The sequence below is a fragment of the Rhizobium sp. SG570 genome (assembly GCF_012275345.1).
GTDB lineage: Bacteria > Pseudomonadota > Alphaproteobacteria > Rhizobiales > Rhizobiaceae > Rhizobium > Rhizobium lusitanum.
Genome location: NZ_JAAZQI010000011.1, coordinates 209171 through 231887, shown reverse-complemented (window position 1 = coordinate 231887; position 22717 = coordinate 209171). Strand labels below are relative to the sequence as shown.

Sequence of the window (22717 nt, the reverse complement as noted above, 5' to 3'; positions counted from 1 at the left end):
GCGGGTATGACCGATATCGTTTCCATGGCCACCACCCGCCCGCTGCTGCAGGTCAGGAACCTGACCGTCGACTTCCCTTTGCGAACAGGCACCTTTCGCGCGGTCGACAACCTCTCCTTCACCATTGAACCGGGCAAGACACTGTGCGTCGTCGGCGAAAGCGGCTCCGGCAAGTCGGTAACCGCACGCTCGATCCTGCAGATCGTCGATGCTCCGGGGCGCATCAGCAGCGGCTCGATCATCCTGAATACCGCGAACGGCACCTCCATCGATCTCGTCAAGCTCAATCCGCGCGGCCGCGAGATCAGGGCAATCCGCGGGCGCGACATCGCCATGATCTTCCAGGAGCCGATGGCCTCGCTCTCGCCGGTCCACACGGTCGGCGACCAGATCATGGAAGCGCTTCGCCTGCATACGAGAATGAGCAAGAAGGAGGCCCGCGCCGAGGCGATCTCGCTGCTGAAACAGGTGGAAATTCCGGCACCGGAAAAGGCCATCGACCGCTATGCCTTCCAATATTCCGGCGGCATGCGCCAGCGCGCGATGATCGCCATGGCGCTCGCCTGCAAGCCGCAGCTTCTGATCGCCGACGAGCCCACGACTGCGCTCGACGTGACGACCCAGGCCGAGATCCTCGACCTGATCGCCCGCCTGCAAAAAGCCTATGGCATGGCCGTGCTGTTCATCACCCATGACATGGGCGTCGTTGCCCAGATCGCCGACGATGTGCTCGTCATGCATAATGGCCTCGTCAAGGAGTACGGCCCGGTCGAACAGATTTTCCATGCGCCGAAGGACGACTATACGCGCATGCTGATCGGCTCCGTCTTGAAGCTCGAGGAGAAGGCCGAAATCCGGCTGGCGCGGCCACCGCTCGACCGGACCGTCGCCCCCATTCTCGAACTGCGCAACGTATCGATGGCCTTCGGCGAAGTCCGCGCCCTGAACGACGTCTCGATATCGCTTCTGCCGCGCGAAACGCTCGGGATCGTTGGCGAGAGCGGTTCCGGCAAGACGACGATGGGGCGCTCGATCATGCGCCTCATCGACCCCAGCGCCGGAGAAATCCTCTATCGTCGTACGGATGGCGAGGTCATCGATCTGGCAACGGCCAGGGGATCCGCGCTTGCGGCGGCGCGACGCGAATTGCGCATGGTCTTCCAGGACCCGTTCGGCTCGCTCAATCCGCGCATGACAGTCGCGCAGATCATCGGCGAACCGCTGCTCGTCAACGGCATTGCCCGCGGCCGGGCGCTCGATGAGCGGGTCTGCCACCTGATGGAGCAGGTCGGTCTCGACCCGAAGACGCGCGAGCGCTATCCGCATGCCTTCTCCGGCGGGCAGCGCCAGCGCATCGGTATCGCCCGCGCAATTACGCTCAACCCCCGCATCATCGTCGCCGACGAGGCGACGTCGGCGCTCGATGTCTCCGTCCGTTCGCAGGTGCTCGATCTGCTGATGCGGCTGCAGGATGAGCTCGGCCTCGCCTATATCTTCATCAGCCACGATATCGGCGTCATCCGTTACATGTGCGACCGCGTCGGGGTGATGTACAAAGGCCGCCTTGTTGAGGTCGGCGATGCCGAGAAGGTCTGCAACGCCCCGGAACACGCCTACACCCAGGCACTGATATCGGCCATCCCCCGCCCCGATCCGCGCGATCGGGATCGCTCAGGACGCTTCCGCTATGTCGAGCCGGAAGTCCTGAAAAATGGAAGCTTGGCGTGATGATGATCAGTCGGGCACCGGATCGCCACGGCGACGATTTCCAAACCTGCGGCACGTCCCACGCCGCATCCATAAGCATCGATAGAAGGAAATAGAGATGAAAATCGATCGCATGCGGGTGTTCATGACCCGCGACAAGGACCGCCCGCGCGTCATCGTCGCGCTCGACACGGATGATGGGCTGACGGGCTGGGGCGAATGCTACAATCACGGCCCTGACAAGGCGCTTCCGCCGCTGCTCGACTATCTCTATGCCTTCATCGCCGGTCAGGATCCGACCCGCATCGACTATCTCGTCAACCTGTTGATCCAGCAAAGCCGGTTCCCGCCCGGCGCGCTGGGCTTGGCCGCGATCTCCGCGCTGGACCATTGCCTGTGGGATCTTTCGGCCAAGGCCGTCAACGTTCCGGTCTACAAGCTGCTCGGCGGCGCGGTGCGTGATCGCATCAAGGTCTATGCCGGCGTCTATACCGCACCGGATGCGCCGGCGGCGCGGGACGAATTCGACCGCCTGAACGCCGAATGGGGCTTTACCGCCTTCAAGCTCAGCCCGTGGCGCATCGACATGCATGCCCATCGCTGGGGCAATGTCGTCAAGGCTTCGGCCGACTACTTCCGCTCGCTTCGCGAAACGGTGCGCGACGATTACGAGATCGCCTTCGACGCCCATGCGAAGATCTTCGAGCCGGTTGCCGCGCGCCAGCTCGGCAATGCGCTGGCCCCTTACGATCCGCTCTTCTACGAAGAGCCGCTGCGTCCTGAAAACATCGAAATGTGGGGTGAGCTGAAACAGGGGCTCAACTGCGTGTTGGCGACGGGCGAGTCGCTCTATAATCGCAACGAGTTCCTGCGCCTGCTGCAGGTGAAGGGTGCGGATCTCATCCAGCCCGATATCTGCGTCGTCGGCGGCATCAGCGAGATGCGGCGCATCGCAACGCTTGCCGAGGCTCACTTCGTCGGCGTCGCCCCGCACAATCCGATGGGGCCGCTGGCAACCGCCGTCAACGTCCACTTCTCGGCCGCCGCCCAGAACTTCAAGATCCTCGAATACCGACTGCCGAAGGGGCAAGCCTATGTCTATGGCGGCAACGATATCGAAAAGCGCCAGGGCGAGACCCGCTATGTCGTCGATCCCTATCTGCCGAAGGACGGCTACCTCGAGCTGCGCCCCGACAGGCCCGGCTGGGGCGTCGACATGGACGAGAAGGCGATGGAGGAAGAGCGCTATATTCACTGGCAGCGGCGCGTGCCCAAGCGCCCGGACGGCTCCTACGCTTTCGCCTGACCGTTCGTCGGAGAGCGGCTCCTCGGATGCAGTGACGACAATTCGCTCACCTTAAACGAGACGGGCGGCTCTATGGCCGCCCAGTGCAGCCACTGCGATTACTTGACCCGTGCGGCACCTGGACTGCCAAGGTCGTGCGACTTCGGCGTGCTTGGCGCCATGCGCCCGATCACGAGAACCAACAGAGCCGCTGCAAACAGACAGGCGGCAAGGAAGAACATCGGCGCAATTGTACTCCCGGTGGAATCCTTGATCCAGGGAACGACGTTCTGGGCGACGAAACCGCCGAGATTGCCGACGGAGTTGATGGCGGCGAGGCCTGCCGCGGCACCTGCGCCCTGCAGGAAGCGCGACGGCAGGCTCCAGAACACCGGCTGACCTGCGAAGATGCCGGCTGCTGCAATGCACAGGAAGGTGAACTGCAATGTATGGTCGGGGACAACAGCTGAGAGAACCAGGCACGCGGCGCCGACGAGAGCAGGAATGACGATGAACGGCGTCTTCGAGGTCGCCTTGTCAGCCGCAGCTGGCACGGCATAGAGCGCAATGGCAACGAGGAGCCAGGGGATGATGTTCAGGAAGCCGTTGGTCGTGTTGCTGACGCCGAAATTCTTGACGATGGTCGGCAGCCAGTAGCTTAGCCCATAGGCGGCCAGGGGGAAACCGACATAGCAAAGAGCCATCAGCAGCACGCGGGGATTGATGAGCGCGCGGAAACCGTCGGAAGCGTTTTGCTCCATGCCTGAATTTTCAGCCGCGAGCCTGTCCTTGAGCCAGGTCTTTTCCGCATCGCTCAAAAACGAAGCCTTCAGAGGCAGATCGGGCAGATAGAAAAACGTGATGATGCCGGCAATGATGGCGGGAATGCCGGTGACGAGGAAAACCCATTGCCATCCGGCGAGACCATAGAGCCCATTCAGATCCAGGAGGACGCCGCCGAGCGGCGCGCCGATCGCATTGGCGAATGCGCTGAAGATCATGAAAAGGCCGACCATCGTGCCGCGATAGGCCGAGGGATACCAGAGGGTCAGCAGATAGAGCACGCCGGGGAAGAAGCCTGCTTCGCAGGCGCCGAGCAGGAAGCGCAGGATGTAGAACATGGTCGCGTTCTGCGTATAGGCCAAGGCGACCGTGACGATCCCCCAGGACACCAGAATGCGGGCGAACCATTTGCTGGCACCGTACCTGTCGAGAAGTAGGTTGCTCGGGACTTCGAACAGGAAATAACCGATGAAGAACAGCGACGCGCCAAGGCCATAGGCATATTCGCTCATCCCAAGGTCACCGACCATTTCCAGCTTTGCGTAGCTGACATTCTGGCGATCGATGTAGGCGATCAGATAGAGGATCCCCAGAAATGGCATGAGCCTCCAGGTAATCTTGGAGATAAGCTGCTTCTCATCAACCACGTCTCTTCCTCCCTGCAAGACGATATTGAGGGATGTAGATAGTGCAACTCAGCGTTTATCAATGCAGGTTTCGGCGAAAAGTCGGCAACGGGCGGCAGCCCATGCTTTGCCATCCGAAAAAAGCCCACCGAAAGTATCACGCTCATGAAGCGGCGAACGCATCATGGTTCCATCGTCCATACCGGCAGGAAAGCCTAAGCGACGCGCTCGAACTGCGTGCGGATATGCTCGATATAGTGCTGGCCGGGCGAAGGCGCCTTCACCATGGCGGCCACAGCCTTTTGCGGCACACCGGTGAACTGGCGCTCCTCGCCATTCTTGAAGCGAATGAAAAGGCGCCCGTCATCGGGGCGGAAGAAGACGGATTTAATGATCTTTGACGAAACTGGAAGCTCTTGCATGGGTCACCTACCTTTGTTTCGCTTTGTTGCACAAAAACTGAAAACATTGAGTGAAATGACCTAGTTAACGAAAGATAGAATTGCTTCGACGGATTTTATACATTGCGGTTTGCCCGCCCTATTCCCCCTTCGGCAAGGCGTCATCCGCATAGAGCGCCGCAAACTCGGCGCTCGGCGATATAGGCTTGATGATGTCGATCAGCACACCATTCGGATCGGCGGTAATGAAATGGCGTTGACCGAAAGCTTCGTCGCGTATGGCAAGAAGGATCGGCAGGCCGGCTTCGCGTGTGCGCTCATAAACAGCGTCCACATCTTCCACTTCGAAATTGAGCAATAGCCCGGCGACCCGACCACGCCCTGCCGGCGGGATCGTCTCGTGCCGCCCGTCCAGGATGGCAAGGTTGATACCACTGTCCTGCGCTGACTGCAGATGCACATACCAGTGGCTGGCGAAATTTTGCTGGAAACCGAAATGCTCGATGTAGAAGGCTGCGGTCTCCTCAACGCGCTCCGTCATGATGACAGGATAATAGCTCGTCACCTTCATGCTTCCCACCTGCCTTAAAATAACATACAGTCTGCCTGTATTTCAACAAATAACATACAGGCTGCATGCATGCAAGACTATCGCTCCAATCGGGAAAGAACCGAGAAGACCAAGGCGGCGCTGATCGCAGCCGCGCGGGCGCTCTTCGTGGAAAAGGGCTATGCCGAAACATCGACGCCGGAGATCGTTACTGCGGCCGGCATCACCCGCGGCGCGCTCTATCATCATTTCGAAGACAAGCGCGCGCTGTTTCGCGCCGTCGTGCGGGAGGAAGCCCTTGCGGTGACGCGTGAGATAGAGCGGGCCGCCCCGGAGCGCCTCGCGCCGCTCGACGCGCTGATTGCCGGTGGCAACGCTTATCTCGACGCGATGCGGATTGTCGGCCGCACCAGGCTTCTCCTGATCGAGGGACCGACCGTGCTCGGCTTTGTGGAAATGAAGCAGTTGGACGAGGAAACCACCGCCCTCACCTTGAAACATGGCCTTGAAGCCGCGCTCGGCCCGGGGAACGGCTCGCGCATTCCCGTCGATGCATTGGCAGACATTCTTTCTGCCGCGTTTGATCGTGCTGCCCTTGCCGTGGATGCCGGCGGGGACGCGGCGCGCTATCGTGCCGCCATTGCCCATATGATCGAGCATATAACTGGCTGACTTTACTCGCGTCGGCCGTCCCATCGGATACCACAGTGCCGGGTGGATATAAGCTGTCTCAGAGGGTCGGAAACTGATCGTCACAAGAAGGCGCTGGTTGCGCGCATATTATTTAAGCATGCCGATTGCTTGACACATTTTTAGCCCCCACCTATGATTTTTACCAAATGATCAAAAAGCAGGGGATCAAAAAAATGACCAATGAAATCATACTGTCACGTCGTGCCGTCATCGCTTCGGGCATCGCGCTGGGGGTAAGCGCGCTTGCGCCGGCCGCTCGTGCCGCAGCGCCGCTCAAAGTGGCCGGCATTCATGCCTCTCCCGTCGAAAACGCCTGGAATTCCTGTCTTCACAAGGCGCTCCAGGACGCGGCCAAGGAAGGTGTTATCGAATACGTCTTTTCCGAAGGCGTTTCGGGCACCGATTATCCTCGCGCCATGCGCGAATATGCCGAGCAGGGCAACAAGCTGATTATCGGCGAGGCCTATGCGGTGGAGAAGGAAGCACGCCAGGTCGCCGCAGACTACCCGGACACGGCCTTCGTGCTTGGATCGAGCGGCGAAGCGGCCGGCAGCAACTTCGGCGTCTTCGGCACATGGAACCATGACGGTGCCTATCTCGCCGGCATGCTGGCGGGCAAGATGACCAAATCCAACGTCGTCGGCTCCGTCGGCGCGATCCCGATCCCCGAGGTCAACATGCTCATCAACGCCTTTGCAGCAGGCGTCAAGGCGGTCAATCCCGACTGCAAGCATCTGGTCTCCTTCATCGGCACCTTCTTCGATCCACCCAAGGCGCGCGAGGCAGGCCTTGCGCAGATCGATGCGGGCGCCGACGTTCTCTTCGGCGAGCGCATCGGCACAGCCGACGCCGCCAAGGAGCGGCACATCAAATCCGTGGGATCGCTCATCGACTACACGCCGCGCTATCCGGACACGGTTTTCGCCAACGCCATGTGGTACTTCCGTCCCATTCTCAACGCCGCCATCGCCGATGCCGCCGCCGGCAAGCCGGTCGGCCGCAGCTACACGGCCTATGGCCTTATGAAGGAAGGCGGCAGCGATATCGTCTACGTCAAGGGTGTCGCGCCGGCGGACGCCGAAGCCGCGATGGAGAAGGTCCGCACCGACATCAAGGCCGGCACTTTCGAAGTGCCGAAGATGATGGATCAGCCGAAGTAATTCGGCCTGGTCATGAGCAGCCAGTCATCGGCCGACGCCACGGATCTCGCCGACGCCTTCAAATCCGGCAGGCTCACCTGCACGGAAGCCATGCAGGCCTCTCTTGCCGCTTGCGCGGTCCATGAGGACCTCGGTGCCATAGCCTATCTCGACGCCGGGATGGGTCTTGCTGCTGCGCAAGTGATGGATGGAGAAGCGTTGGAGCAGCCCCAGCGCTTTGCGGCGCGATCATTCGCGGGCGTGCCGACCATCGCCAAGGATCTCGGTGGCCCCTTTGCGGGGCTGCCGGTGACGGCCGGCTCACGTCTTTTCGCGCGTAAAGGCGGTGAGGCCGACAGCGATCTGGCAAGACGATTTCGCGAGGCTGGCCTCTGCGCGTTCGGGCTGAGCACCAGCCCGGAGTTCGGCTTATCGCTCGCCTCCGAACCGGCCATGGGTCCGATCTGCCGAAATCCGTTGGATCCGAGCCGCACCGCAGGCGGCTCCTCGGGCGGTGCGGCGGCCGCCGTTGCCGCCGGCATCGTGGCGATTGCCCATGCCACGGACGCGGGCGGATCGATCCGCGTGCCTGCCGCGTGCTGCGGCTTGGTTGGCCTGAAGCCGACCCGGGGTGCTATGCCCGCCGGCCCGGCCTTCGGCAATCATCTCGGCGGCATTGCCAGCGAGCTTGCCATCACCCGTTCCGTACGCGATACAGCCCGAATCTTCGCTGCCCTGCGCGGCATGACGAAGGGACCCTTTGCCGACATCGCGGAGCCTGCCGCCAAGCCGGGGAGCCTTCGCATCGGTCTGCTCGCAGATACCGGCGAGCGTTACCCAACCGCGGCCGATCGGCTGGAGGCGGTCGAAGCGGCCGCCGGCTTCCTCGAAAAGCAGGGGCACCGGCTTGTCCCGCTCGCCTGGGCTGATGTCGACGAAGCGGTCGCAGCCGGCGCCCGCGCCTTCGGCGACATCGTTTCCGTCAATATCGCTGGCCTGATGGACGACCTCAAACTGGATATTCTGGCGACAGAGGCAATGACGCAGGCCTTCATCATGCGCGGACGCGCCATGCCGGCGACGGCACTTTGGAGCGCCCTCAATGGCGCGGTAAGAGCAAGCCGCACATTGTGGGACCTCTTCGAGAAGGTCGATGTCATCGTCATGCCGATGCTGGCTAAGGCAGCTCCACCGATAGGATCCTTTCCAACGGATCATGGCGATACGGACCTGCATCTCGAGCGGATGACGGCTTTCGCGCCGCTTGCGTCGCTTGCCAACGTCTCCGGCTTTCCGGCCATTACGCTTCCCTTCGGCGCCGATGCCAATGGCCTGCCATTGCCGATCCAGCTCGTGGGGCCGATGGGCGAAGACGCGCTGCTTCTCTCGCTTGCGGCTCAGCTTGAAGCCGATGGGCGCTGGCAACACCGCCATCCGATCGCGGGGCTGGCCGCATGAACACGCCTGTTCTGACGATCGAAGGTGTCAGCAAACGGTTCGGCAATACCGTTGCCAATGACAATATCTCGCTGACGCTCGCCAAAGGCGAGATTGTCGCCCTGCTCGGCGAGAACGGTGCCGGCAAGACGACACTGATGAGCATTCTCTTCGGCCATTATGTGCCGGACGCCGGGCGCATCCTTGTCGACGGCGCCGAGCTGCCGCGCGGCAAACCTCGCGCCGCAATTCGCGCCGGTGTCGGCATGGTGCACCAGCATTTTTCGCTCGCACCCAATCTGACTGTGCTCGAAAACGTCATGACCGGCACCGAGACGCTCTGGTCCCTGCGATCGCAGACCGGGGCCGCGCGCAGAAAACTGATGGCGATTGCCGAGCGCTTCGGCCTGAAGGTCGATCCGGACGCACGCCTCGGTGACCTCTCGGTCGGCGAGCAACAGCGAGTGGAAATCCTGAAGGCGCTCTATAACGATGCGCGTATCCTGATCCTCGACGAACCGACGGCAGTGCTCACACAAATCGAAGCGGAACGGCTGTTCGCAACGCTGAAGGAGATGGCAGCACAGGGCCTGTCATTGATCTTCATCTCGCATAAGCTCGATGAAGTCATGGCGACAGCCGATCGTATCGTCGTCCTGCGTGGCGGCAAGGTTGAGGCCGAACGGCGGGCGACCGGGACCAACAAGGCGGAGCTTGCGGAACTCATGGTCGGCCACCGGGTCACTCGGCCAACCCGCGAAGCGAGCACGCCGGGCGAAATTGCGCTGGAGGCGCGCGATATCACCGTGAAGATCGGCGATGTCGAGCGATTGAAGAAGATCAGTTTCCGCCTGCGCGCCGGCGAGATTCTCGGCATTATCGGCGTATCCGGCAATGGCCAGGCGGCGCTGGGACAAATCTTGTCCGGCACGCTGGCCCGCACATCAGGCGAGCTTCTGCTCTTTGGCGAGCCCATCGATAATCCAGATGTGGCCGAGATCATTGGCGCCGGCATCGGGCGTATTCCCGAAGACCGAAACCGGGACGGCGCGATCGGCGAAATGGCGATCTGGGAAAATGCCGTGCTGGAGCGCCTGCCATCTTTCTCGAAGCACGGGCTGGTCGACCGCAGGGCCGGCATGGCCTTTGCGCAGGAGATCATCGATACATTCGATGTGCGCGGCGGCAACCCGGCGAGCCGCACCCGGCTTCTGTCCGGCGGCAACATGCAGAAGCTGATCCTCGGCCGTAATCTACATGAACGGCCGCGCGTCCTTGTCGCCGCCCAGCCGGCACGCGGCCTGGACGAAGGGGCGGTGGCGGCCGTTCACGGCCGCATATTGGAGGCGCGCCGGCAGGGCACGGCCGTGCTTCTGATTTCTGAGGACCTGGATGAAGTCATTGCCCTGGCCGACCGCATTCAGGCGATCGTCGGCGGCAAGCTCTCAGCGCCCATCGATGCGGACGAGGCGAATGCGCGCGCGTTGGGGTTGATGATGGCCGGAGAATGGAAAAGCGGGAGCGAGGCCGGCCATGCGGTTTGAACGGCGCGAACATCGCCCTCTTTACATGATGGTCCTCGCGCCGTTGCTGGCGATCGTCGCGGCTCTGGCGCTGGCGGGGATACTCATCGCCATTGCCGGCGCGCCCGTTCTCGAAGCCTATTGGCGCATCCTGATGGGTGCCTTCGGCTCGCGGCTTTCCGCGACCGAGACGTTGACACGCGCGACGCCGCTGATCCTGACGGGGCTGGCGGCCGCAGTCGCCTTTCGCGCCCGCCTTTGGAATATCGGCGCCGAGGGACAGTTCTATTTCGGCGCGATCGCGGTCGCAGCCTTTGGCTCGAAACTGCTCGCCAGCCTGCCGGCTCCGATCCTGATTCCGCTGCTTCTGGTCATCGGCGCCATTGCCGGCATGGTATTGATCCTCATTCCCCTGTGGCTGAGACTTCGCTTTTCCGTCGATGAGGTCGTTACCAGCCTCATTCTCAATTTCATCGCCGTGCTTTTCGTGTCCATGCTGATCGATGGCGTGCTGAAGGATCCGACCGCTTTCGGCTGGCCGCAATCCCAGGCCGTCGTCGATCATGCCATGCTGCCGAAACTGATCGCCCGCTCCCGCCTGCATATCGGTTTTGCGATCGCCATCGCGCTTGCAGCACTCGTCTATTTCATCCAGTCACGCACCGTCTTCGGCATGCAGTCTCGTGCCGCCGGCCTCAATCCGTCGGGTGCCGTCTTTGCCGGCGTCCGGCTTGGATCGACGCTGGTCAAGGTCGCCTGCCTTTCGGGCGGCCTCGCGGGCCTTGCCGGCGCGATCGAGGTGCTGGGCGTCAAGGGTTATGTCACGACGGATCTGTCGCCGGGTTTCGGCTATGCCGGTATTGTCGTCGCCATGCTTGCCAATCTCAATCCGCTCGGCGTGGTGCTGGCCGCGATCTTCACGGCGATGATGTTCGTGGGCGCCGATGGGATGAGCCGCAGCCTCGGCATTCCCACCTATATCGCTGACGTCACGGTTGCCTTGTCGCTGCTGACCATGCTGATCGCGCTGTTCTTCACGCAATACAGGATCCGCCGATGAGCACGCTGGTCGACATCATCGCTTCCGCCGGGCTCTGGGCAGCCGTACTGCGCATAGCCACGCCGCTGATCTTCGGCACGCTCGGAGCGCTCCTGTGCGAGCGCGCCGGCGTCCTCAATCTCGGCATCGAGGGCATCATGACCTTCGGCGCAATGATCGGCTGGCTCTCGGTCTATCACGGCGCCGATCTCTGGACCGGACTTCTGATCGCCGCGCTCGCCGGCGGCATTTTCGGCCTGCTGCATTCGGCGCTGACGGTGACGCTCGGCCTGTCGCAGCATGTGTCCGGCCTTGGTGTGACGCTCTTCGCCTCCAGCTTCAGCTATTATGTCTTCCGGCTGATCGTGCCGGTCGCCGGGACGCCGCCGACGATCACGCCGTTCCAGCCGATCGCTATTCCGGGGCTCTCGACCCTGCCCTTCATCGGCCCTGCCCTTTTCACGCAGACCGCGCCGACTTATCTTGCGATCCTCCTGGCGCTCGTAATGGCCTACATCATCTTTCGCACGCCGGTCGGGCTTGCCATCCGGATGACAGGCGAAAATCCGCATGCCGCCGAAGCCCAGGGCGTCAACCCGATGAAAGTTCGCTACGGCGCCGTTGTTGCCGGCAGCGCCTTGATGGGAATGGGCGGTGCATTCCTGACACTTTCGGCCTTCAACAGCTTCTTTCCGACCATGGTGCAGGGGCGCGGCTGGATCTGCATCGCGCTCGTCGTCTTTGCGTCGTGGCGGCCGGGTCGAGCGCTTTTCGGAGCGCTGCTTTTCGCCTTCTTCGATGCCTTCCAGCTACGCTTGCAGACTGCAGTGCAAGGCGTGCCCTACCAGATCTTTTTGATGACACCCTATATCCTATCCATCGTTGCGCTCGCCGTCATGAGCCGGCGCGCCCGTGTGCCGCAGGCACTGATGCAGCCCTACCGCCGCGGCGAAAGATAATCCGAGGAGCTTTTCATGTTCGACCTGATCATTCGCAACGCCAATCTGCCAGATGGCCGCAAGGGCTTCGATATCGCGGTGAAGGATGGCAAGATCACCGCCATCGAAGCCTCGATTGCCGCCGAGGCGAAGGACGAGATCGATGCGACCAATCGGCTGGTGAGCCCGCCCTTCATCGATCCGCATTTCCATATGGACGCGACCCTGTCGCTCGGCCTGCCGCGCATGAATGTGTCAGGCACACTTCTGGAAGGTATCGCCCTCTGGGGAGAGTTGCGTCCGATCGTCACGAAGGAAGAGCTTGTTGAGCGCGCTCTGCGCTATTGCGACCTTGCCGTGACGCAAGGTCTGCTCTTCATCCGCAGCCATGTCGATACCTCCGACCCGAAGCTGGTGACGGCCGAGGCGCTGCTCGAGGTCAAGGAGAAGGTGAAGCCCTATATCGACCTGCAACTCGTCGCCTTCCCGCAGGATGGCTATTATCGCGCCAAGGACGGTGTGACGTCGCTGGCGCGCGCCCTCGACATGGGCGTCGACATCGTCGGCGGCATCCCGCACTTCGAGCGCACAATGGACGAAGGCAAGGCATCGGTGGAAGCGCTTTGCAGGGTTGCCGCCGACCGCGGCCTTCCCGTCGATATGCATTGCGACGAAACCGATGATCCGATGTCACGCCACATCGAGACGCTGGCGGCCGAAACCATCCGCTTCGGTTTGCAGGGCCGGGTTGCCGGCTCACATCTGACCTCGATGCATTCGATGGACAATTACTACGTCTCCAAGCTCATCCCGCTGATGGCGGAAGCGAGGATCAACGTCATCCCCAATCCGTTGATCAACATCATGCTGCAGGGCCGGCACGACACCTATCCGAAGCGCCGCGGCATGACGCGCGTGCGCGAACTGATGGACGCCGGCCTCAACGTTTCCTTCGGCCATGATTGCGTGATGGATCCCTGGTACTCGATGGGCTCGGGCGACATGCTGGAAGTCGGTCACATGGCGATCCATGTGGCCCAGATGGCCGGCATCGAGGACAAGAAGAAAATCTTCGACGCGCTGACTGTGAACTCCGCCAAAACGCTCGGCCTCGAAGGCTACGGGCTGGAAAAGGGCTGCAACGCCGATCTCGTGATGCTGCAGGCGGTCGACACGGTGGAGGCGCTGCGCCTGAAGCCCAATCGTCTGGCCGTCATCAAGGGCGGCAAGGTGATCGCCCGCTCGGCGCCACGCATTGGCGAACTCTTCCTCGACGGCAGACCGTCGCGGATCGATGGCGGGCTCGACTACGTGCCCGTTCAGAAGTAGCGCACTAGCCGCATCGCGGCAGGCGTGGGAAACCTTACATTCCGACGCGCCTCCTGCTGCTCACAAGTCGGATCGCCTAAATCTCTGGCCGAATTCACATGATCGGCACTGGTATCCGCATGCTTATTCACAAAGTGAAACTCAGTCATGACCAACTGAACCAAACTTTGCTTTACAACTAACATGTCAGCATGATACGCCTGATCTCACAAGATCGGGAGGATTGGATGAGAGAGAGTTTTGGCCTGTCGGCCGCCTTGGCAACGCCCTTTGACGCCGATGGCGAGATTGCCGTTTCGGGCGTGATCGCGCAGGCCAGGCACTGCCTTTCCAATGGTTGCAAGAGCGTCACCCTTTTCGGCACAACCGGCGAAGGCGCCTCGATCGGCATGCAGGAGCGCCAGCAGGTGCTGGCTGCGATGATGGCTGCAGGCATCGCTCCCTCGCAGATCGTCATGGGTGTGTTGGTCGATGCAGCCGAGGATGCTGCCGCGCAGGCAAGGGAGGCTCTTGCACATGGTGTCCGCAACATTCTTTTGGCACCCCCCTCCTATTTCAAGAACGTCAGCGACGATGGGCTTTTCAAGTGGTTCGCGGCCGTCTTCGCCATGCTGGGTACACATGCGCGCGACGTGATCGTCTACAACATTCCTTCCGTGACGATGGTGCCGCTCTCCATTTCTCTCGTCGGCCGTCTGCGCGCCGCCTTTCCGGATACCGTCGTCGGCGTCAAGGATTCCTCTGGCGACTGGCCCTATACCGAAACGCTGCTGAAGACCCATGGCGATCTCATTATTCTCATTGGCGATGAGCGGCATCTGGCACGCGGGGTACGTCTCGGCGGACAGGGCGCCATCTCCGGCATGGCGAACCTGCTTCCCCGCGAAGTGCAGGTCATGGCGGAAAAGGGTGTCGATGATGCCAATGTCGAACGTTTCGTTGGGGAGTTGCTGCGCTATCCCGTCATCCCGTCCATCAAGGCAATCCTCGCCCGCATGACGGGTGAGGAAAGCTGGCTTGCCGTGCGCCCGCCCCTTGTGCCAATGAGCAAGGACGATTGTGACAAGCTCTTTGCTGTCTTCGGCGCCTTGTTTCGCGCTAAGGCCGCCTAGCCGAACTGCCCGGAGCCGCCGATGGATGGAACTGGCGAACAGCCGACGTTGAGAGAGAAGGCCTATGAGAGCTTCACGCGCCATCTGCTGGCGCGCGACGTTCGGCCGGGCCAGTTCATCTCGCAGCGACGGCTCGTCGAGCTGACGGGACTGACGCTCGGAGCGATCCGCGAGCTGATCCCCCGACTGGAGGCGGAAGGGTTGATCAAGACGGTTCCGCAGCGCGGGCTGCAGATCGCCCATATCGATCTCGACCTCATCCGCGAGGCCTTCCAGCTTCGCATTTTCCTGGAGAAGGAAGCGGTCGCACTTTTCACCTATTCGGCTTCGGACGAGACGATTGCCAAGCTTATGAAGGAACATCGCGACATCGCCGACGCCATCCGGGCCGGCGACGCGTCGCCGGAGCTCGAATTGCATGCGCAGTCGGTCGATTGGGGCATGCACGACGCCTTCATCGACGCACTCGGCAATACCATCATTTCGAACGCCTACCGGGTCAATTCCATCAAGATGCGCCTGATCAGCCAGGACAGGTTCCGCATCAACGGACATGTAGGCCCCGTGATGAACGAACATCTGAAAGTGCTCGAAGCGATCCAGCGACGCTCGGCCGAGGAGGCGGTTGCCGCTCTCGCTTCCCACATCAACGGAGCACGGGACCGCGCATTGAAGATTTGAATAAACAAGGCCGCAAATGAGGAGATTTTCGGCCAAAGGAGGAGGAACAGGATGTCATCATCATTTTTCAATCCGACGCGTCGCGGCTTCATGGCCGGCACGGCTGCCCTTGGAGCGGCAAGCCTTCTGGGCGTGCGCTCCGCATCGGCGGCCGTCGACTGGAAGCGCTTTTCCGGCACGACGCTCGAAGTCAACCTGATCAAAAGCCCGCGTAGCGATACACTCCTTAAGTATCTGAGCGAGTTCGAAGCGCTGACGGGGATCAAGGTCAACGCCGAGGCGACGCCTGAGCAGCAGCAGCGCCAGAAGACGACGATCGAACTCAGCACCGGCAAGCCTAGCTTCGATGTCGTCCATCTGAGCTATCACGTTCAGAAGCGTCAGTTCGAAAAAGGCGGTTGGCTTGCCGATATCAGCGGCTTCCTGAAAGACCCGTCGCTGACCGATCCGTCGCTCACGGAAAGCGATTTTGCCGAGGCCGGCCTGAAATTCGCCAAGGACCCCGCCGGCGTCATGCGCTCCTTGCCCTTCTCGGTGGACTACTGGATCGTCTACTGGAACAAGACCCTGTTCGAAAAGAAGGGCCTTGCCTATCCCGAAACCTTCGAGGACATGGCGAAAGCTGCGGAGGCGCTGACCGATAAGTCGACCAATACCTACGGTTTCGTCGCCCGCGGCCTGAAGAATGCCAATGCGCCGGTCTGGACGACCTTCATGCTCGGCTATGGCGCAACGCCGCTCTCGGCCGACGGCAAGTTGCAGACGACATCGCAGGGAGCGGTGGACGCTGCGACGCTCTATCAGCGCCTGATGACGAAATCGGCTCCTCCCGGCGTTTCCGGCTTCAACTGGGCCGAGGCACAGTCGGCCTTCCTGCAGGGCAAGATCGGCATGTGGCTCGATGGCGTCGGCTTCGCGCCGCCGATCGAAAATCCGGAAAAGTCCCGCGTGGTCGGCCAGGTCGGCTACGGCGTCATGCCGAAGGGACCGAGCGCGCAGGCTGCGGCAACGACCGGCGACGGTATCGGCGTGACCGCCGCCAGCCAGAAAAAGGAAGCCGCCTATCTCTTCTGCCAATGGGCGATCTCCCATGACATGGGCGCACGCCTGCTGCAGGCCGGCGCCGGCGTTCCGTTCCGCCAGTCCATTCTGGAGGATCAGAAGGTCCGCGAGGGCGTCAAGATGCCTGGCCCATGGCTGGACGCTGTCGCCGGCTCCGCCAAGGTCTCGCAGCTCGCCCTGCCCGTCATCATTCCGGTCACGGAATTTCGCGACATCTATGGCGTGGCGCTGACCAACATGATCGGCGGCGCCGACCCGGCAAGCGAACTGAAAACGGCAACGGCGCAATTCGAGCCGGTACTGGCACGAAGCGAGGGATAATGGCCTCCGTGAGCATCGAAGATACGAGGGCGACGAAGGCTGAGAAGAGGAGCAAGCCGAAAAGGCTTGTTCCAAATTATTGGCCCTTCGTCATTCCCGCACTGATCGTGATCGCCGCCGTCATCGTCTTCCCCTGGGTCTTCACCCTGTGGATGAGCGTGAACAAGTGGACGCTCGGCCAATCGCAGAGCTTCATCGGCTGGGACAACTACGTCCGGCTGGCGACCGATTTGCGCTTTTGGGAATCGCTCTGGCACACGGTCCTCTATACCGTACTCTCCGTCGTCGCTCCGCTGATATTCGGAACGCTGGCGGCCCTGATCTTCGATACGAATTTTCCGCTGCGCGGCTTCCTGCGCGGCGTCTTCGTCATGCCGATGATGGCGACGCCGGTCGCCGTGGCGCTGGTCTGGACGATGATGTTTCATCCGCAGCTCGGCGTGCTCAACTACCTGCTGTCGCTTGTAGGCATTGGGCCGCAGGAATGGATCTACAATCAGGTGAGCGTCATTCCTTCGCTCGTTCTGGTCGAAGTCTGGCAATGGACGCCGCTGGTCATGCTGATCGTTCTCGGGGGTCTCGCCTCCGTGCCGCGCGAACCCTATGAGAGCGCCGAAATCGACGGCGCCAACGCCTGGCAGAAGTTCCGCTATCTGACACTGCCGATGATATCACCCTTCCTGATGATCGCCGTCATCATCCGCGGCATCGATGCGATCAAGAGCTTCGACATCATCTATGCGATGACCCAGGGCGGGCCGGGAACGGCGTCCGAGACCATCAACATCTATCTCTACAACACCGCCTTTGCCTATTACGACATCGGCTACGGCTCGGCCATGGCGGTGGTGTTCTTCATCGTCATCGTCGCGCTCTCCTTCATGCTTCTGATGATGCGCCAGCGCGCAAAATGGACCGACGCGGAGGGGCATTGACATGAAACGCTCGACACTCAACCGCATCGGCCTACTCTTCGTGGCCCTGGTCATGGTTTCGCCGGTCGTCCTGTTCTTCCTCTGGATGATCTCGCTGTCGCTGAAATACGAGATCGACAACGGCGCCTATCCGCCGATCCTCATTCCGGATCGCTTCGCTTGGTCGAACTACGTCCAGGTATTCCAGGAAAACAACTTCTTCCTCTACTTCTGGAACTCGGTATTGGTGACGGGTGCGGCCACCCTGCTCGCGCTCGTCATCGGCGTGCCGGCAGGCTATGGCATCGCGCGACTGAAGGCGGAAAAATCCGCGATCGTCATCATGATCGCCCGCATGACGCCGGGCCTTTCCTTCCTCATTCCGCTGTTTCTGCTGTTCCAATGGCTCAATCTGTTGGGAACGCTCTGGCCGCAGATCATCATCCATCTCGTCGTCACCGTGCCGATCGTCGTCTGGATCATGATCGGCTATTTCGAGACCACCCCGATGGAATTGGAGGAGGCCGCAAGCATCGATGGCGCCACCCCCTGGCAGGTTTTTCGCCTCATCGCCTTGCCGATCGCGCGGCCCGGCATCGTCGTTGCCTTCATCCTCTCGGTCATCTTCTCCTGGAACAACTTCGTCTTCGGCATCGTGCTTGCCAGCCGCGAGACCCGCACGCTGCCCGTCGCCGTCTACAACATGCTCTCCTTCGAACAGGTGAGCTGGGGGCCACTTGCGGCCGCCGCCTTGATCGTCACGCTGCCGGTCCTTGTCCTCACAATGTTCGCACAACGACAGATCATCGCGGGCCTGACCGCCGGTGCCGTCAAATGACCTACCTTCCTTTTGACAGCATTCCGTTCCTGGCATCCGCAGACATAGGGAGCGGGGAGCGGCCTTGACGTCCTCATCTGTTTTCGATCCGCCGGCGGGCGCCCCGAAGCATTTCCTCTGTGTCGGCGCCGCGGTTCTCGACACCCTCTTTCGCGTCCACACGCTTCCAACCGGCCAGGGTAAGGTGCTGCCGTATGATATGCTGCAGATTGCCGAGGGCATGGCCTCGAGTGCTGCTTATGCAGTCGCACGCCTCGGCGGCAAGGCGAGCCTATGGGGAGCCGTCGGCAATGACGAGACCGGCGAACGGATCATTCGCGAACTCGCGAGTGCCGGGATTGTCACCGGAGGCATGCTGTGCGTCGAAGGCACCCGCTCCGCTGTCTCGACAATTCTGATCGATGACGACGGGGAAAGGCTGATCGTCCCTTTCTACGATCCGAAACTGCACCACATGACGAAAGCCTTCACGCCGGAAGATTTGGCCGACGTCGATGCCGTCCTCGTCGATGTCCGCTGGCCGGCATTGGCGCTGAGGGTTTTGAAAGCGGCAAGAAGCATGGGTAAGCCAGCCATCCTCGACGGCGATGTCGCGCCGGATGGCATCATCGAGCGGTTGGCGCCTGAAGCCACTCACATCGTCTTTTCCGAACCCGCAGCACAACGCCTCACCGGAATCGAAGATTTCGCTGAGATGGTGCGTCTGTTGAAGCGAAGGTTCGGCCATTCCTTCATCTGCGTCACGGCGGGTGCGGCCGGCAGCTTCTGGTGCGACGATCACAGCAATGACGTCAGACACAGCCCGACAATTCCCATAAGGGCGGTCGACACGCTGGCCGCCGGCGACATCTTCCACGGCGCCTTCGCTCTTGCCATCGCCGAGGGGAAAACGCCCGCGGAGGCCATCCAGCTTTCTTCCATAGCTGCGGCTATCAAATGCGAGGCATTTGGAGGGCGATCAGGGGCGCCGACCCGCACTGATGTCATCGCGCGCTTGGGCTCACATGAGGCATCAAGCCTCTAGTAGATCGCAACGCTCACTTCTTGAGATAGAGCTCCGCCACCCCTTGTTTATGGAGTGACACCGATGCACGCGTGGATTATATAAATCCTGCGACTCAAGCAGGAGGATCGCCAGATGAGAAATTTCAGCACCCACTAGCGCTGAACGGCGACGCCGAATTCGGGCTGCTGTTCAGTCCCTTCTTGTCCTTTCATATCCTCCTCAGTGCCCATGGAGGGCATTCATGCTTCGTCGCTTCTTTTCCTATTATGCGCGCTATAGAAAGCTGTTTTTCCTCGACTTCGGCTGCGCCGTGCTTGCCGGCCTGCTGGAACTCGGCTTTCCTTTGGCGGTCAAGCTTTTCATCGATCAGCTGCTGCCAAGCCGTGACTGGGGCCTGATCTTCGGCACCGCCGCGCTGCTGCTTGTCGTCTACGCGATGAACACCGGCCTCTCGGCAGTGGTCAATTATTGGGGCCATGCGCTCGGCATTTCGATCGAGTCCGATATGCGCCGCCAAGCCTTCGACCATATCCAGAAGCTCTCCTTCCGCTATTTCGACAACAACCGCACCGGTCACCTGATCACCCACGTCACCAAGGATCTCGAGGAAGTTGGCGAAATCGCCCATCACGGCCCCGAGGACTTGTTCATCGCGATCATGACCTTCGTCGGCGCCTTCCTGCTGATGTTCAGCGTGCACTGGAAGCTCGCGCTGCTGACGACGACCATCGTGCCGTTCATGACCTGGCTGGTCAGCCGCTACGGCTCCAAGATGACCCTGAATTCGCGCAGCCTGTTCGGCAAGGTCGGTAACTTCAACACACGGATGCAGGAAACCGTCGGCGGCATCCGGGTGGTCAAGGCTTTCGCCAACGAAAGATACGAAAGCCAGCTGTTTGCCAGCGACAACGAGGACTACAAGGCGACCAAGCTCGATGGCTATGCCTATATGACGGCGAGCATTGCGCTCAGCTATTTCAGCACGCGCCTGGTGCAGCTCGTCGTCATGATGGCAGGAACCTGGTTCGTCATATCGGGAGAGCTGAGCTATGGCGGCTTCGTCAGCTTCCTGTTGCTGATCAACGTCTTCTTCCGCCCGATCGACAAGATCACGTCTGTTATCGAGACCTATCCCAAAGGCATTGCCGGCTTCAAACGCTTCCTCTCCTTGATCGACACGGAACCGGACCTTGCCGACAGACCAAATGCGATTGCGGTTGACCATCTGAAGGGCGATATCGCCTATAGCAGCGTCGCCTTCGGCTATTCCGATCAGACCACGATCTTCAAGGATCTCAATCTGACGATCGCGGCTGGCGAGACCGTGGCATTCGTCGGCGCCTCCGGCACTGGCAAGACGACCATCTGCTCGATGCTGCCACGCTTTTATGACGTGACGGCTGGCAGCATCACCATCGACGGCATCGATATCCGCGACATGACCCAGGCCTCGCTTCGCAGCCAGATAGGCATCGTGCAGCAGGACGTCTTCCTGTTCGGCTCGACCATTCGCGAGAATATTGCCTATGGAAGGCTCGGCGCGACAGACGAGGACATCATGAAGGCGTTGCAGCGCGCTTCGCTCGACGAGTTCGTCCGGTCCTTGCCCGCTGGGCTCGATACGCCGACGGGCGAGCGCGGCGTCAAACTTTCGGGCGGACAGAAGCAGCGCCTGGCGATTGCCCGCATATTCCTCAAGGATCCGCCCATCCTGATCCTTGATGAGGCCACCTCGGCGCTGGATACGGCGACGGAATATGCGATCCAGCAGGCGCTTTTGGAGCTTGCGAAAGGCCGCACGACGCTGGTCGTCGCGCACCGGCTGTCGACCATCCGCAATGCGGACCGCATCATCGTCATGGGCGACAATGGGATTATCGAGCAGGGCTCGCATGATGAGCTACTGGCCCGTCGCGGCGCCTATGCCCGACTGCATAACGCGCAGTTTGGCCTCTATGCCTGATTTGTCGATGTAACCTGGAGCCGAGGCTTTATGCCTCGGCGACCGTCACGCCCAGGCAGGCCGCGTGAGACCGAGATGATCGCGTAGCGTCGTGCCCTCGTATTCGCGGCGGAAGAGGCCTCTGTCCTGCAGGATCGGCACAACCTCGCGCGTGAAATCCTCAAGGCCGGCCGGGAAGAATGGCGGCATGACGTTGAAACCGTCCGCAGCGCCGTTTTCGAACCATAGTTGCATGCGGTCAGCGATCTCTTCGGCCGTACCGAGCACGATGTGATGGCCGCGGCCGGCCGCAACGCGCAGCGCCAGTTCGCGGATCGTCAGCTTTTCGCGGCGGGCAAGCTCGGTCAAAAGCTCGGCGCGGCTGCGCAGCTGATCCGAGATCGGCAGGTCGGGCAGCGGGCCATCAAGATCATACTCGGCCAGACTATGGCCAATCCGTTCTTCCAGCAGCGGCATGGCGCTCTTGATGTCAGTCCAGCGGTTTAGCACGTCGAGCTTTTCACGCGCTTCGGCAACGGTCCTGCCGATGACAGGCAGGAAGCCCGGCATGACGGCGACGTCATTAGGGCTGCGCCCAAAGCCGACCACCCTGCTCTTCAGGCTCTTGTAGAAGGCCTGCGCCTCGTCGAGGCTCTGCTGGGCGGTGAAGACGATATCGGCAGTGCGGGCGGCAAGATCCTGGCCTGGACCCGAGGATCCGGCCTGGATCAGGATCGGATGGCCCTGCGGCGAGCGCGGGATGTTGAGAGGACCCTTGACCGAATAATATTTGCCGGCGTGATCGAGCACGCGCACCTTGGCGGGGTCGGCATAGACGCCGCTCTCCTTGTCCTTCGGAAAGGCATCGTCTGCCCAGCTGTCCCAGAGGCCACGCACGACGTCGACGAACTCTTCGGCCACCGCATAGCGCTCGTCATGCTCCGGGTGGCTCTTGGAGAAATTGGCGGCCGTGCGCGCATAGGACGTCGTCACGATATTCCAGGCGGCGCGACCATGGCTCAGATGATCGATCGAGGCAAAGGCGCGAGCCAGATGGTAGGGTTCGCCGTAGGTGGTCGACGCGGTCGCAGCAAGGCCGATCTTGTCAGTGACCATGGCGAGCGAGGCAAGCAGGGTCAGCGGCTCGAAACGGGCGATCATCGACGGATGGGCATCGAGGCCGCTCGTCAGGCCGTCGGCCAGGAACAGCATGTCGAACTTGGCAGCCTCGGCAATCTGCGCGACCCGGCGCAGGAGATCGAAGTTCTCGCTGCCGGCTTCCGCCTCCGGGTGGCGCCAGCCGGACACGTGATGGCCAGCACCTTGCAGGAAAAGGCCGAGATGGATCTTGCGTGTCGTGCTCATGGATATATGCCTTGCGTTTCTTGGAA

The 22717-nt window shown here is 61.3% G+C and carries 20 protein-coding genes; 16 read left to right on the top strand and 4 right to left on the bottom strand.

What is annotated here, in order from left to right; translation table 11 throughout:
- Positions 1-6: 6 nt before the first annotated feature.
- A complete protein-coding gene (locus FHT28_RS22375) occupies positions 7-1728 on the top strand; it encodes an ABC transporter ATP-binding protein (RefSeq protein WP_168597402.1) in 1722 nt (573 codons plus the stop codon).
- A gap of 97 nt (positions 1729-1825) precedes the next feature.
- Positions 1826-3013 (top strand): galactarate dehydratase, encoded by a 1188-nt coding sequence (locus FHT28_RS22370; RefSeq protein WP_168597401.1) that lies wholly within the window; start codon positions 1826-1828, stop codon positions 3011-3013.
- Between the two features lie 98 nt (positions 3014-3111).
- On the opposite strand, the gene FHT28_RS22365 is transcribed toward FHT28_RS22370, so the two are convergent.
- The 3 genes from FHT28_RS22365 to FHT28_RS22355 form a co-directional block, all read right to left on the bottom strand.
- Entirely contained in the window at positions 3112-4422 is a 1311-nt protein-coding gene (locus FHT28_RS22365) for an MFS transporter (protein WP_037192147.1), read from the bottom strand.
- Between the two features lie 194 nt (positions 4423-4616).
- Positions 4617-4823 carry a KTSC domain-containing protein gene (locus FHT28_RS22360; RefSeq protein WP_034506791.1) on the bottom strand — a complete coding sequence of 69 codons (207 nt, stop codon included), beginning with the start codon at positions 4821-4823 and terminating at the stop codon, positions 4617-4619.
- Positions 4824-4941: 118 nt separating this feature from the next.
- A complete protein-coding gene (locus tag FHT28_RS22355; RefSeq protein WP_168597400.1) occupies positions 4942-5373 on the bottom strand; it encodes a VOC family protein in 432 nt (143 codons plus the stop codon).
- Between the two features lie 69 nt (positions 5374-5442).
- On the opposite strand from FHT28_RS22355, the gene FHT28_RS22350 reads away from it, so the two are divergent.
- The 14 genes from FHT28_RS22350 to FHT28_RS22285 all read left to right on the top strand — a co-directional run bounded on the left by FHT28_RS22350 (position 5443) and on the right by FHT28_RS22285 (position 21347).
- Positions 5443-6024 (top strand): TetR/AcrR family transcriptional regulator, encoded by a 582-nt coding sequence (locus FHT28_RS22350; RefSeq protein WP_168597399.1) that lies wholly within the window; start codon positions 5443-5445, stop codon positions 6022-6024.
- A gap of 194 nt (positions 6025-6218) precedes the next feature.
- Complete coding sequence (locus tag FHT28_RS22345) at positions 6219-7205, top strand: BMP family protein (RefSeq protein WP_037193134.1); 987 nt, start codon at positions 6219-6221, stop codon at positions 7203-7205.
- A 12-nt stretch (positions 7206-7217) separates the two neighbouring features.
- Positions 7218-8642: an amidase gene (locus FHT28_RS22340; protein WP_168597398.1), complete on the top strand. Its 1425-nt coding sequence runs from the start codon at positions 7218-7220 to the stop codon at positions 8640-8642.
- Entirely contained in the window at positions 8639-10165 is a 1527-nt protein-coding gene (locus FHT28_RS22335) for an ABC transporter ATP-binding protein (RefSeq protein ID WP_168597397.1), read from the top strand. Before FHT28_RS22340 ends, FHT28_RS22335 begins: the two co-directional genes overlap by 4 nt.
- Positions 10155-11204, top strand: a complete 1050-nt coding sequence (locus FHT28_RS22330; RefSeq protein WP_037192159.1) for an ABC transporter permease — start codon at positions 10155-10157, stop codon at positions 11202-11204. Before FHT28_RS22335 ends, FHT28_RS22330 begins: the two co-directional genes overlap by 11 nt.
- On the top strand, positions 11201-12142 hold the full coding sequence (locus FHT28_RS22325; protein WP_037192161.1) for an ABC transporter permease: 942 nt from the start codon (positions 11201-11203) through the stop codon (positions 12140-12142). The genes FHT28_RS22330 and FHT28_RS22325 overlap by 4 nt, the downstream gene beginning before the upstream one ends.
- 15 nt (positions 12143-12157) lie before the next feature.
- Complete coding sequence (locus tag FHT28_RS22320; protein WP_168597396.1) at positions 12158-13450, top strand: amidohydrolase family protein; 1293 nt, start codon at positions 12158-12160, stop codon at positions 13448-13450.
- Between the two features lie 227 nt (positions 13451-13677).
- Positions 13678-14562 carry a dihydrodipicolinate synthase family protein gene (locus tag FHT28_RS22315; RefSeq protein WP_168597395.1) on the top strand — a complete coding sequence of 295 codons (885 nt, stop codon included), beginning with the start codon at positions 13678-13680 and terminating at the stop codon, positions 14560-14562.
- A gap of 21 nt (positions 14563-14583) precedes the next feature.
- The gene (locus tag FHT28_RS22310; RefSeq protein ID WP_047638517.1) at positions 14584-15243 is read left to right on the top strand and encodes a GntR family transcriptional regulator; all 660 of its coding nucleotides are present in this window, start codon (positions 14584-14586) and stop codon (positions 15241-15243) included.
- A 51-nt stretch (positions 15244-15294) separates the two neighbouring features.
- A complete protein-coding gene (locus FHT28_RS22305; protein WP_168597394.1) occupies positions 15295-16626 on the top strand; it encodes a sugar ABC transporter substrate-binding protein in 1332 nt (443 codons plus the stop codon).
- A complete protein-coding gene (locus tag FHT28_RS22300) occupies positions 16626-17561 on the top strand; it encodes a sugar ABC transporter permease (RefSeq protein WP_168597393.1) in 936 nt (311 codons plus the stop codon). Before FHT28_RS22305 ends, FHT28_RS22300 begins: the two co-directional genes overlap by 1 nt.
- A gap of 1 nt (position 17562) precedes the next feature.
- Complete coding sequence (locus FHT28_RS22295) at positions 17563-18378, top strand: carbohydrate ABC transporter permease (protein ID WP_168597392.1); 816 nt, start codon at positions 17563-17565, stop codon at positions 18376-18378.
- Positions 18379-18442: 64 nt separating this feature from the next.
- Entirely contained in the window at positions 18443-19402 is a 960-nt protein-coding gene (locus tag FHT28_RS22290; protein WP_168597391.1) for a sugar kinase, read from the top strand.
- 223 nt (positions 19403-19625) lie between these two features.
- A complete protein-coding gene (locus FHT28_RS22285; RefSeq protein ID WP_168597390.1) occupies positions 19626-21347 on the top strand; it encodes an ABC transporter ATP-binding protein in 1722 nt (573 codons plus the stop codon).
- Between the two features lie 45 nt (positions 21348-21392).
- Here the strand turns inward: FHT28_RS22285 and FHT28_RS22280 are convergent, their stop codons facing one another.
- Complete coding sequence (locus FHT28_RS22280; protein WP_168597389.1) at positions 21393-22691, bottom strand: LLM class flavin-dependent oxidoreductase; 1299 nt, start codon at positions 22689-22691, stop codon at positions 21393-21395.
- Between the last annotated feature and the right edge of the window lie 26 nt (positions 22692-22717).

Coding starts and splice junctions, on each gene's coding strand:
- FHT28_RS22375 (WP_168597402.1), top strand. CDS start 7: ATGACCGATATCGTTTCCATGGCCACCACCCGCCCGCTGCTGCAGGTC.
- FHT28_RS22370 (WP_168597401.1), top strand. CDS start 1,826: ATGAAAATCGATCGCATGCGGGTGTTCATGACCCGCGACAAGGACCGC.
- FHT28_RS22360 (WP_034506791.1), bottom strand. CDS start 4,823: ATGCAAGAGCTTCCAGTTTCGTCAAAGATCATTAAATCCGTCTTCTTC.
- FHT28_RS22355 (WP_168597400.1), bottom strand. CDS start 5,373: ATGAAGGTGACGAGCTATTATCCTGTCATCATGACGGAGCGCGTTGAG.
- FHT28_RS22350 (WP_168597399.1), top strand. CDS start 5,443: ATGCAAGACTATCGCTCCAATCGGGAAAGAACCGAGAAGACCAAGGCG.
- FHT28_RS22345 (WP_037193134.1), top strand. CDS start 6,219: ATGACCAATGAAATCATACTGTCACGTCGTGCCGTCATCGCTTCGGGC.
- FHT28_RS22340 (WP_168597398.1), top strand. CDS start 7,218: ATGAGCAGCCAGTCATCGGCCGACGCCACGGATCTCGCCGACGCCTTC.
- FHT28_RS22335 (WP_168597397.1), top strand. CDS start 8,639: ATGAACACGCCTGTTCTGACGATCGAAGGTGTCAGCAAACGGTTCGGC.
- FHT28_RS22330 (WP_037192159.1), top strand. CDS start 10,155: ATGCGGTTTGAACGGCGCGAACATCGCCCTCTTTACATGATGGTCCTC.
- FHT28_RS22325 (WP_037192161.1), top strand. CDS start 11,201: ATGAGCACGCTGGTCGACATCATCGCTTCCGCCGGGCTCTGGGCAGCC.
- FHT28_RS22320 (WP_168597396.1), top strand. CDS start 12,158: ATGTTCGACCTGATCATTCGCAACGCCAATCTGCCAGATGGCCGCAAG.
- FHT28_RS22315 (WP_168597395.1), top strand. CDS start 13,678: ATGAGAGAGAGTTTTGGCCTGTCGGCCGCCTTGGCAACGCCCTTTGAC.
- FHT28_RS22310 (WP_047638517.1), top strand. CDS start 14,584: ATGGATGGAACTGGCGAACAGCCGACGTTGAGAGAGAAGGCCTATGAG.
- FHT28_RS22305 (WP_168597394.1), top strand. CDS start 15,295: ATGTCATCATCATTTTTCAATCCGACGCGTCGCGGCTTCATGGCCGGC.
- FHT28_RS22300 (WP_168597393.1), top strand. CDS start 16,626: ATGGCCTCCGTGAGCATCGAAGATACGAGGGCGACGAAGGCTGAGAAG.
- FHT28_RS22295 (WP_168597392.1), top strand. CDS start 17,563: ATGAAACGCTCGACACTCAACCGCATCGGCCTACTCTTCGTGGCCCTG.
- FHT28_RS22285 (WP_168597390.1), top strand. CDS start 19,626: ATGCTTCGTCGCTTCTTTTCCTATTATGCGCGCTATAGAAAGCTGTTT.
- FHT28_RS22280 (WP_168597389.1), bottom strand. CDS start 22,691: ATGAGCACGACACGCAAGATCCATCTCGGCCTTTTCCTGCAAGGTGCT.